At 64.0% G+C, this 11029-nt stretch carries 10 protein-coding genes; 5 read left to right on the forward strand and 5 right to left on the reverse strand.

Annotation, left to right across the window (positions count from 1 at the left end):
* Nucleotides 1-285 precede the first annotated feature (285 nt).
* Both ACQPYE_RS17955 and ACQPYE_RS17960 read right to left on the reverse strand, forming a co-directional pair.
* The gene (locus ACQPYE_RS17955) at nt 286-1680 is read right to left on the reverse strand and encodes a competence protein CoiA family protein (protein ID WP_498722493.1); all 1395 of its coding nucleotides are present in this window, start codon (nt 1678-1680) and stop codon (nt 286-288) included.
* 347 nt (nt 1681-2027) lie between these two features.
* Entirely contained in the window at nt 2028-2384 is a 357-nt protein-coding gene (locus ACQPYE_RS17960) for a hypothetical protein (RefSeq protein WP_498722495.1), read from the reverse strand.
* A 134-nt stretch (nt 2385-2518) separates the two neighbouring features.
* Between ACQPYE_RS17960 and ACQPYE_RS17965 the strand changes: the two genes are divergently transcribed.
* Nucleotides 2519-3928, forward strand: a complete 1410-nt coding sequence (locus ACQPYE_RS17965) for a hypothetical protein (protein ID WP_498722496.1) — start codon at nt 2519-2521, stop codon at nt 3926-3928.
* A 139-nt stretch (nt 3929-4067) separates the two neighbouring features.
* Here the strand turns inward: ACQPYE_RS17965 and ACQPYE_RS17970 are convergent, their stop codons facing one another.
* The 3 genes from ACQPYE_RS17970 to ACQPYE_RS17980 form a co-directional block, all read right to left on the reverse strand.
* Nucleotides 4068-4610: a hypothetical protein gene (locus tag ACQPYE_RS17970; protein WP_498722498.1), complete on the reverse strand. Its 543-nt coding sequence runs from the start codon at nt 4608-4610 to the stop codon at nt 4068-4070.
* Nucleotides 4611-4952: 342 nt separating this feature from the next.
* Complete coding sequence (locus tag ACQPYE_RS17975; RefSeq protein WP_498722500.1) at nt 4953-6083, reverse strand: tyrosine-type recombinase/integrase; 1131 nt, start codon at nt 6081-6083, stop codon at nt 4953-4955.
* Entirely contained in the window at nt 6076-6735 is a 660-nt protein-coding gene (locus tag ACQPYE_RS17980) for a hypothetical protein (RefSeq protein WP_498722502.1), read from the reverse strand. Before ACQPYE_RS17980 ends, ACQPYE_RS17975 begins: the two co-directional genes overlap by 8 nt.
* Before the next feature lie 270 nt (nt 6736-7005).
* Between ACQPYE_RS17980 and ACQPYE_RS17985 the strand changes: the two genes are divergently transcribed.
* The 4 genes from ACQPYE_RS17985 (at nt 7006) to ACQPYE_RS18000 (ending at nt 10745) form a co-directional block, all read left to right on the forward strand.
* Entirely contained in the window at nt 7006-9297 is a 2292-nt protein-coding gene (locus ACQPYE_RS17985; protein ID WP_498722504.1) for a hypothetical protein, read from the forward strand.
* Nucleotides 9290-9577, forward strand: coding sequence for a DUF3850 domain-containing protein (locus ACQPYE_RS17990; protein ID WP_498722506.1), 288 nt, complete (start codon nt 9290-9292; stop codon nt 9575-9577). The genes ACQPYE_RS17985 and ACQPYE_RS17990 overlap by 8 nt, the downstream gene beginning before the upstream one ends.
* A 285-nt stretch (nt 9578-9862) precedes the next feature.
* The gene (locus tag ACQPYE_RS17995) at nt 9863-10198 is read left to right on the forward strand and encodes a hypothetical protein (protein ID WP_498722508.1); all 336 of its coding nucleotides are present in this window, start codon (nt 9863-9865) and stop codon (nt 10196-10198) included.
* A 133-nt stretch (nt 10199-10331) separates the two neighbouring features.
* Complete coding sequence (locus tag ACQPYE_RS18000; protein WP_498722510.1) at nt 10332-10745, forward strand: hypothetical protein; 414 nt, start codon at nt 10332-10334, stop codon at nt 10743-10745.
* Nucleotides 10746-11029: the final 284 nt, after the last annotated feature.

Here is an 11029-nt window from a genome sequence, read left to right on the forward strand (position 1 = left end):
TTGCGCTCCCACCCGGCCCACCGGCGGTGTCCCCGGTCGCGCATCCACGCCACGCGAGCACGGATCATGGCGGCTACCTCGATGCGATCCGCAGTGCGTCCCCACCGGATCGAGTACGCGGCTTTCCTGTTCACGGCAGACGCCTGGGGTGCTCATCTTCCGAGAATTGAGCGATCTGCATCGACCGCGCCGCTCGGCACTGTGGAAGCCATGTCGCCTGGCTGCTTCGGCTTCCTCGCCTGCAACGAACTATCACCACCTAGACGGACGGAGTGCCGGTGCTTGCTAGATCAATGACAGCTGCTCGAATTCCGGCAGGTCGAAGTGGACGACCCTGTCGGCACGGATCTTTCCCGTGTCGATGAGTTCACGGGCTTCGTGTGCGTTGCGCACGAAGACGGGAACACCACGGGGGACGCGGTGCAGCGACGCCGGGCTGGGACGCAGTACCCCGTAGAGCTGGCGGTTGCGGGAGATCGCGATCCCATGGCCGTAGGTGAGGGCGGGTCCCTGGGGATCGAACACCAGACGGATGCCTTCCTGCTTCCACACCGGGTCGCAGACCGCGGCACGCAGCTCGTCGACCTGTGTGGAGGACACCGCGTCCCACCATCGGCGTGCCTGCAGACGTTCCTGCTCTTCCTGCTCAAGCCGCTGTTGCTCGGCGACCAGTGTCTGCTCCTGCCGCAGGCGCTCCTCGGTCTCACGACGAAGCCGTTCCTGCTCGGCCCGGAGCTGCCACTGCCGTTCCTCCTCGATCCGGTACTGCTTGATGCGTTCGCGTGCCTCGGCTTCGCGGATCTCGAGCTGGCGCTGTTCCTCGAGGCGTCGTGCCTCGGCTTCGGCCTCGGCGAGTTGCCGCTCCCGGTGTTCCCGCTCCTGGCGTTCACGCTTCCGCTCGTCCTGTTCCTGGCGCATGACCTCGTGCCGGGCTTCCTCGCCGGCGCTGCGCCGCGTCGTCCAGAAGCTGCGGCGGTGGGCATAGCGCCTGTCGTCCAGCCGGATGAGCCGGTAGCGAGGCAGGGGTTCGTGGACGATCGCCTGCCCGTGCAGCATCCAGCCGATGAACCTGACCAGATCCGCAGTGACGGTGCGCCAAGCGCCGTCGACGTACCGGAATCCGGCGATACCGTCGACGACGGTCCACGCGGACCGGTCGTGGGGTTCGCGGACTTGGACTGCAGGCACCACGCCCAGCCAGGCAGGGCGCTGGTTGGGGGTGAACCAGCACACGTCGATGCCTTCGTGCCGGTAGCGGTCGGTGCGCGCGAGGATGTCGTCGTCGGTGATAGGCGAGAGCTGGGCCTCCAAGGCCACACGGCGATCGCCGTCGTGGGAGGTAGCCAGCACGTCGGCCCGCCAGCTGCCGTCGACGGCGCGAACCTCGAGCTCGGCGTGCCAGCCCACCGCGCGGACAGCGGTGGCCAGCTCCAGCTTGAGCAGGTGGTGCTCCAGCGACTCGCTGAGCCACGCACAGTCGTCCGGGCGACCGGGGTCGTGGGCGAAGTAGCGCAACCCGCGGCGGGAAACCTTGGCGTGAACACCGTGCGCGCACTCCGGGCACCGCAGCGCCACCCGGGGTCGCGCCTTGTGTACCGCGTCCCAACTCAATCCGCGCCCGAGATCGGCTTGGGTGGCGTCGATGCGCCCGGCCTCGGGATGCAGCGCGGCGAAAGCCATACGGGCGGATCACCTCCACGCCGACCGAGTGCCGACCAACCATGCTCTCGTGACGCGACCGCTTCGTGGTATCCCGCTCACGGGGGAAGTGGATCGAGGAGGCGGTGTGCCGGTCCGCGTGCAGAACGACATCGGATTATCCGGTGCGAAGCGGCAGGCTGGTCGAGTGCCTGCGCTCATGCGCGGACGCCACGCATTGCTCAGGGTGCGATGAGGACTCCGAACCTGTGACCTCTTTCTCCGCCGCTGCAGCGAACCGCGCCCAGGTGGCAGCTGGCGTGTCGGGCGAGGTCGGCGGCGATCATGACGGTGCGCCCGTGGGTACCTGGCCGGGTCCGGACAACCGGTCAAGCCTTGCGTTCGGTCCCGGCTGGCTGCGGTCGGCGGTGGAGTTCGGCCAGTACCTGCAGGTCGACGGCGAATAGCGCGTCGTCCAGCAGCTCGCGCAAACCTCCGTGGACGCTGCCGTCGACCGTGACCTCGTCGTCCTCGTCGATCAGCATCTCGGCGTCGGAGTTCACGGTGACGGCCAGGCGCGCGTTGACCGCAGCCCGGTAGGCGGCGGTCACGGCACTCAGGTCGTAGTCCGCGGCGAGCTGGTCGACCACCAACTCCCGCAGTGAAGTACGTCCGTCCAGGTCCACAAAGTCGGCAAGGCTTCCCAGCGATCGCATGGGCGTGATGATCCCGAGCGGGCACTTCACCCTATCGAGACACCCGGACCGCCGGATCGACCGGCCCGGTACACGTCGGCGCAGCGGCTTGGCCCTTCTGCGCTTAACGGCAGGTGACCGTAAGGTTCAGCCCTCGGTTGCCCGCAACCAAGGAGAGGGCGGACGTGGCGGTCGATCTGGAAACGCTGGTCGCGCAGATCTGGAGTCCGGACGTGCGTCCGTTGGCGGACGAGGCGTGGCGCTGTTACAACGCCGGTGCGATCCGCGCGAGCATCGCCGCAACCTGGTCGGCGGTGAGCGCGGACATCATCGTGAAGCTGGTTCGTCTGGCCGACGAGGGAGACAACCGGGCCCAGGACTTCCGCAGGCTGGTCAACGCCGCACAGGACAAGGGGCTGGCAACCGACGGAGTGCGGGCCATGCAGAAGGTCGAAGCCTCGCTGGTCGATAAGGCTCTAGAGTTCGAGTTGATCGACACCATCGGCAAGCGTGAGCTGGACCGCATCCGGGAGGACCGCCACCTGTGCGCGCATCCGTCGCTGCGCGCGGCGGGCGAGGTCTACAACCCGCGGCCGGAGGTCGCCCGCGGGCATCTGGCGGTCGCGTTAGCGACACTGCTGATCCATCCCCCCACGCAAGGTGGCAAGCTGCTGGAGGAGTTCCAGAACTTCATCTGCGATCCGCTGTTCGCCCCGTCGCCTCCCCACATCCGGGCGGCGTTCCATGACCGGGTCCGGCAGGCCACCCGCAGGAGCATCATCAGGGTCGCGGCGAAGGCATCGATGCTGGAGGTCGACCCGGACGGTCGGATGCCAGCGGACATGCATGCCGATCGGATGGCCGAAGCCCTGCGCGCTTTCGCCGAGGTGGCACGGACCACGGTGCGTGATGCCGTGGGGGAGACGAGGGAACGACTGCGGGTGCTCGACGGCGCGACCCAGTTGCGTGTCCTGGTGCGAATGGCCGAGGACGACTACTTCTGGGCGTCGGTCGACCAGCCCTTGATCGACCGGTTCGCAACCCTGCTCGACGTTCCTGCCACGAAAACATCGGCGGACCCGCTGCCACCCGAACTTGTCGCGCGCTTGGCGCTGGTAGGCGACACCCGCGCCAGGCAGCAACTGCCGTTCCTGACTGCCCGTTTCGAAGCCTTGGGCAACCTCCAGCGGCGCACCGTCGTGCTCGGGGCGCGGCCAAGCGAGTTCTTCGTGCCGTACGTCATCGAGTTTCTCCGGAACACTCGCAGCTTCCGCGGTGGTGAGGAGATCGGGCGTCTGCTGGTTCGGCACGCGGCATTCCTCTCGGTCCAGACGCTGACGGAAGCATTGACCGAGTGGTACGACAACGACCAGTGCCACAAGGCTTCGGACATGCCTGAGCTGGCTGTGCAGTTGTTCCACGCCACGGCTCACCTCGGCGCCGCGCGTGGACCTGCGTTCGCCGACTTCGTCACCAGGAGCAGGGAATCAGCGGGACCGGACGACTACTACAGCTACCCGGATCTCCAGGCGACGCTGCACACCACGGGCCTCCTACCCGCCGATTCCAGCCAGACCGGCGAGACGGCGCGTTGACAATCCGCCTGCACTGAGCCCTGCTAAGGCTGCGCGGTGCGGCCGGTGACCGGCACAGCGAGTGGACACGGCCCCCAGCCGCACCACCACCGCGCGCAGATCCGCGGGCCCGGCGAGGCCGTCGACCTGGCCAGGGAGGCTACGGTGCGGCTGGCGATGTAGTCGCGGGCCAGCATGGTACGGCGCGATGGGTGAACGCGGGCAGCCCGCCGCGGCCCACGATCAGCTGGTCGAGGTGGGCGCGCAGAGCGGCGGCTCCGGCCGGCCTGGAGGCCGCGGCGCGGGCAGTGCGGGTGAGGCGTCGGCGTACCGCCGCGCCGCCCAGGTCTTCGACCATGCGTAGCGCCCAGACCGGCAGCGGGCTCATCGTGTGCTCGAAGGGCGGTTCGGTGGTGTTCTCACCGCCGATGGTGGTAGCGGCGGTGAGGTAGTCGTCGATGCCCCGGTCTTCCCAGGGTGGTCGTCCGATCCGGCAGGGTCGGGCGCTGAGTCGGTCGAAAGCCCACAGCTGGGCCAACGCGATCAACCGGTGTAGGGCACGGTCGCGCGCGAACCCGGCGGTCCGGCAGTACAGGCCGTAGCCGTGCAGCACGCCGGTGTCGCAGTCGGCCAGGCGGTACACGCCCCGCTCGGCTAACCTGATCCAGTAGGTGACGGTCTGCGCGATCGTGTCCGCGCTCACGCAGGAGCGCAGCAGGGTGGCGCAGTCGCGCAGGTAGGTTAGAGCGCAGCTCGCTGTTGATCAGGTTCCGGGCCGCCAGCCGAAGCTCGTCGCGGAACTCGACTGGGCAGCGCAGCCAGCTGATGCTGGACGTGCGGGCGTTGGGGTTGCCGATCAGCGGGACCAGCGACCAGACGGGGTCGTCGAAGCGATCGTTGAGATGGACGTGCCGGTCATGGACCACGTGCGGCAGCACGACCGGGCTGCGCGGGCCGGGCAGCGGCAGCGCGTACGGGTCGAAAATGAGTGTTCGCAGAGGGTTGCCCGGCCGCCAACCAACGGCCGGGCAATCACCCCCCCGGACTACAGCGCCTGCGGCGCGACGAGAACCGCCCGCAACGGGTGCTCCTCCACCTCCCCGTATCCGGTGATCGCCAGCGGGTGCCGGATGCCGGTCATGGCCTGCAACGCCGTGGCCACCTCAGCCAGGCTGGCCTTGACGTAGGTGTAGGTCGCGCCGTGCTTGTTCGAAGTGGGCTCGGCGTGCCCGGCGTAGGCCCGCGCCACCGCGAACCCGAAGTTGCGCTCGACCCAGGTCAGCGTGGTATGCCGCAGCCAGTGGGTGCTGATCATCTGGGTGTGCACGGTGTCCAGGTGCTTACCGATGCGCCCCCACAGGGTCTCGTAGCGCTTGCGGGTCAGCGAGGTGCCGTCGTGGTAGCGCAGCACCGGGCTGTCCTCGTCCCGTGCGCCGCGCTGGTGGGCATGGTGGACCAGGGTGTCCATCAGCGTCGGCGACACCGGCTGCCACCGCGACGTCATGCCCTTCTCCCGCAGCAGCACCAGGCACTGCTCCCGGTCCAGATCCCGCAACCGCAGCCCGAGCGCGCCGCCGCGCCGGGCCGCGGTCTCGATGTGAAACCGCAGCAGCAACGCGTCCAACCCCGGATCGTTGCCCGTGGTCGAGGCGACCTCCTGGATCCTCGCCACCAGATCCGGATCCAGGCTGTGGCGACGCGACCGCACCCGCTTCGGTTTCGCCACCCGCAGCATCACGTTCTGCCGGACCGACAGCAACTCCTCGTCCATCGCGTACCGGTACAGGCACAACAACGCGTTGTAGGTGTGCTCAGCCGCACCCTGCCCGCCGTTGCCCGACCGCCGCTTCACCACCCCGGCCTTGACGAACTCGAACAACCCTTGGACGTCGGAGACGGTGACCTCGTCCAGCCGCCGCTCACCCCACACCGCGACGATCTTGCGCCAATAGGTGCCGTACACCCGCCGCGACGGCGCCGGAACCGCACCTTCGACCACCGGCACGAACTCCGCGAACGTCGGCACCCGCCGCACCGTCGGCACCGGCCCACGTGCCTCGACGCGCTCGGCCAACAACGCGTCGAGATCCACCAGGTCCTCGACGCGCAGATTCATCCGCGCCAGCAACTGCGTGGCCATCGCCACGTCGACCGGATCGGGAACAGTCTCAGCCACGACGCGCACCTCCCGACTCGGCGGATCCGACAGCGGGCCGCGACACCGATGTCCCGGCCTGAACCGCCTGGCCGGACGGGTGGCCGTCGGAACCACCGACTTGAACCCCCACGGCGCGGGCCGCGTCGACGACCCGACGCGGATCGGGCAGGGCCTGGTCCAACTTCTCCTGGCCGAAGATCAGCAGCGCCGACAACTCCGGCACCGCCCGCACCAGCACCAGCTCGCGTTCACCGAGGGAACACCAGCGGCGGACACTGGAGGGGATGTGCAGGAACCGTCGACTGTTCAACTCGTACTCGCCGCCACGACCGCCGCGCACCACGATCGTCCCGGCGTGCACGGCGATGTCGATCCGCGTTCCCGCTTCCCAGCCGAGAACGTCGAACAACATGCTGCACGTCAACCGGCCCTTGTGGTCCAGCACCGTCGTGGAATAGCGGCGCAGGTGCCGCAGACGGATCGGCGGCAGTTCACCGGGACCGGGCGGGGGAGTGCGCCGCAGATCCAATTCCCGTGGCTTCACGGGCTCGGCCGGCGGTGTGCCCGCGCCGCCGGGGGAGGTCCTCCGATTCGTCGTCGGCGGGCTGTCGCCGGGAGCGGCGCGGGGGACGCGGCCGGGCACGAGCGGCGGGATGATCCGGTCACTCATCGCGACCACCCCGCACGGGGTTGATCGGCCCTGGGAACGGCTTGAACCCTCGACCGCGTGCTGCGGTCGAGGGTCGGTACTGCCATGATGTGTAGTGGGAGATTTCCCACCTTTGAGTGTCCGAGGAGCGACTTGCGCACTATCCACACGCCTCGCTCTTGCGATTTCGCATGACTGAGATCAACCGCTGGTCCGTCGCATCTGGCCTCCGCGTCTCGTCCATCGCGCGCCTCCCGAGGTCTCCTAGCCCAGTGACGCGCCGTCTATTTGATGTTCGACGGCTCGATCATGGCGATGCGGATCAGTTTGTATCTTGATGCGTCGCGCCAAGATGCACACGCGGTAACACCAGCGGGCTTCGCGTCACAGGTCTATCATGCATGTATGAACGCACTCCATGCCAAACATGAAGATCAGCTCGATCAGATTGAAGCAATACTGAGTCAGTACAGAATTGGTTCGAGGCCTCTATTCATGATCGGAAGTCTCGATAAAGGTGTCACGATTCGAAGTCAACAAGTAAGAGCATTGAATCTGATATGGGCTTTGGTGCATTCGAAGCACGTTGCAACATGCGGATCCACTCCTAGATCACGCATCGCCATTGCGGGAGGGGGCTTTGCTGGACTTACAGCCGGAGCAGCATTGCTTCGTAAAGATGTGAATGCGGACATCGCAGTCTTCGAACGTTGTGATACGCCCATACCATTGCAACACGGGTGCGACACAAGATGGGTGCATCCGCATATCTATGAGTGGCCATTGCCGGGCAGTGAGGCATCCAGTGCCGCACTTCCTGTATTGAATTGGACCGCAGGTCGCGCGTCTGATGTGGTCGTCCAGGTTATGAAGGAGTGGACCGCAACCGTTCAAAGCCATGTCCAAGATCATGAGAACGTCGCTGATCATCAGCGTCTCAGTTTTTATTGCAATACAACAGATTTCCAGGTGAAGGAAGCCGACGACAGTTCTGGTTTCTATGTCGAGTGCACAGGTGATCCGCGAAGGCCGGACGAGCCATGGGTTCCGCTCAATAGTGAGAGACGTAAACTGGTGCATGAAAAGTATGACATGGTGATACTGGCTCTAGGGTTCGGCCTTGAGGTTCCCGAGAGTCGCCAAAGTCATACTGCAGCGCTTGGAAAAGCGTTGAAAACTTCCTATTGGCGGAACGAGCAGCTTGGTCAGCCGAATTTGATGCAAAAGCGGATCAAATACATAGTGTCCGGTGCCGGGGACGGCGCATTGCTCGATCTTTTCCGTTTGCGTATCACGTCGTTCCGGCAGGATAGAATCCTGTCGGAGCTATTTGAGGGTCGAAAAAGCCTGCTAACCTTCTTCCGGACGCAAGAAAAGCTGCAAAAAGATAGATATGAGTCTCTTGATGCCGCATGGCATCGTGATGGCGGCCAGTTGATTGCGATCGGCGATCTACTGAAAGAAAGACTTCGCCATGATACATGTGTCGAGTGGCACAACAGATATCAAGACCTTTCGGATGTACTCCGACGAAAAATATCTTTTCAGAACGGTGTGCTGATTTTCTTGCTAGACAAAATCAGTGGCTTCACTTGGTCTCGAGAGCCTGACATTGAAGTCCTGCGGTGGGAGCTTCGTGTTGATCCTGCCAATGTAATCATGAGATATGGCACCAAACCTGGCAAAACAGTTAATTCTGTACTACTCGATGACAAGCTCAAAAAAGTAGTTAATCAGGCGGTTCTAGATCCACGGGCACTGCGCCAAGACGATACCCCCCATTGGAGTGGGGGGTTCTTCGACTTTGCGGGAACGTGTGAATCAAAAGAACGCCACGATAGTGTCAGGGCACATTGGCGGAAAGAATACCTTCCGGGGCCTACGGAAGCAATCTCAACAGCGTTCTGCTCATCTATCGCAGGTTTTCTTGCGAAAGGCCACCCTGGGGACAAACGGCTTCGGGTCACAATGCACAGGACGCTTCTAATCGGGGATGAAGCAGTTTTGCAGCAATGTTGCGAGTATCAAGGAATAAATCTGAGTACTAAACCTGCAATGTCCTCCGCTCGAACATTCCCTGTAAACGCTGGGACTATAGGGGTGGCCTACCTAACCGGTAAGGTGGTGAGAACAAGAGCGAATGCAGATAAACGCGATTTGCGGAAAGATATGCAAGGTCGCAATCTGAACGATTATTCTCGCACAATGGCTCAGGAGGTAGCTTCCATCGCGGCAATACCCATGGTTTCCGCTATCAGGAAAAAGAAAGCCGTCATTGGGGTGTTGTATGCCGACTCGTACGTGGAAAACTTCTTCCGAAACGAACAGATCGCCCCAATGGTAGAGATGATCAGAGGATTTATGCGCACACTTGAGCGAACATCGTCCGTCGCTGCAGGAACACTTGTTAACAGTGAGTTCTGGCAGACAATGACGATGTGGCCCAAAATGTCTGGCCGTTTTATGCCAGTCGAGCCTCTAAAGTCCCTCGAAATAGGGACCGTTGAAGAACCGCTCGAGCATGACATTCCGTATTTGAATATTGACTTCGCCTCCTTTCCAAGAGTGATCAACTATGAATAAGTGGCATGAGTTGAAGAGTTGGCCCCAATTCTTCCGGTCCATCATTGACGGTCGCCGTACACACGAACTTCGATGCAATGATCGAGAATATTCAATAGGTGACGTACTTTTCCTTTGCGAATACGAGCCGTCCAGTGCCTCCTACACAGGCGCAACATGCAAGGTAGTAGTTACATCGATTACTTCCGATTCCGTGCCGTGCGCCGTTTCAACAAGCGGGTTGACGAAGGGCTACTGCATTATGAGCATCAGAGTCGTTGATCCTGGCATTGCTCAATGACCTGACTGGACTGGGTATGTCAGTCCCCGGTCATTCGCCTCTTTTGGGCCGTTGGCCACGCTGTTGTCAGCGGATCGTCTGAGGTGGTGATGGGTGTGGTGTGGAGTGAATTGGCGAGTGATCTCGGCGGCGTTGCGCTGTTCCTGGTGTGGCTCGTGATCCCTTTGCTCTACCTCGTTGCCGTCGGTAGGCGGTACGTGCGGCAGTGCCAGGAGAACGCACAGGCGGCGGTTTGGGCGCGGGATGAGGTGTGCCTGATCCGTGAGGAGCAGAGGGAAGGCAGTCATGACGGTGACGCTGGTGAGTGAGGGTGACCAGGGAGAGGGTGGGGAGAAGCCCGTCTCGCTGTTTGATGACCTGAAGGTCGTCGGTGAGGTTCAGGAGTTCGTGGACGATCAGGCTCCGCGGGTGTTCGCGGTGGTGCAGGAGACGTTCGGGCCTCCGGAGGATCTGAACATCGTGGCGTGGGGGATGACCACCAAGACGGGGGTCGAGGTGATCAGCGTGCACGGTGGGATGCGTATGGGTCTGCAGTCGGCGGAGAACGCGCTGCTCTTCTACCGGGCCGGTGGGAGTGCGAACCCTCGGATCTTCTGGGTCGGGGGCAAGGGTGACGAGTAACGGGCTGGAGACTGCGCTGGAATGCGTCGGGCGTGGGTGGCCGGTTGTGCCGGGGGCGCTGTGGGTCGGTGACTCCTATGTCGATCCGGTGACGAACGCCGAGTGCGATGCGCTCGCCTTGTCGTCGCCTGCGATGGCGACGCTGGATCCGGAGGAGGTCCGGCGGTTGTGGCCGGTGTCGGACGGCGGGGTCACGCGGTCGGCGTTGGCTGTGCTGGGCAAGCTGATGGCTGCGGTGGTGGTCGAGCCTGAGCCGGCGCGGCGGGTGGTCGAGTCGGAGGCGTTCCGGGCGTCGCCTACGCCGGTGGTGATGCTTCCGGTTCCGACGCTCGGTCTGATGATCGAGTCGGCGGTGTTCGTGGTGTCGTCGGCGGAGGGGTTGGACGAGAGGTTGGTCTTCCCTCGGGGCTCGATGTTGCCGCTGCCGCCCGCCGTGGTGGAAGGGCACAAGGCGGAGTGGCTGGTGTCGCTGGCCGAGTGCGACGGGCTGATGAGCGGGCCGGAGTTGGCGGGCCTGTTGGCGCTGGAGACTTCCAACCGTCGTTGACCGCGCCCTGACGGTTGGGCATGGGGTGCCGGACGCCTCCCCCGGCACCTGTGGGACGGGACGGCCGTGTGCGAACCATCCATTCGGATGGCGTCGCGCACGGCCGTTTCGTGCGTTTGGGACGGGTTGGAGGGTCCCGTCCCAGTCGTCACTTTGGCGTGTTTGCGCTGGTCATCAGCGGTGCGGGAGGTGTCCCGTTGGTCGGGACGGGCTGGCGTGATGGGACGGGGCTCGGGACGGGTAGCGGCTACGTCGTGACAAACTGAAATCAACGGCTTGTCAGC

The sequence above is a fragment of the Actinosynnema sp. CA-299493 genome (genome assembly GCF_050946825.1).
In the GTDB taxonomy this organism is placed as follows: Bacteria; Actinomycetota; Actinomycetes; order Mycobacteriales; family Pseudonocardiaceae; genus Actinosynnema.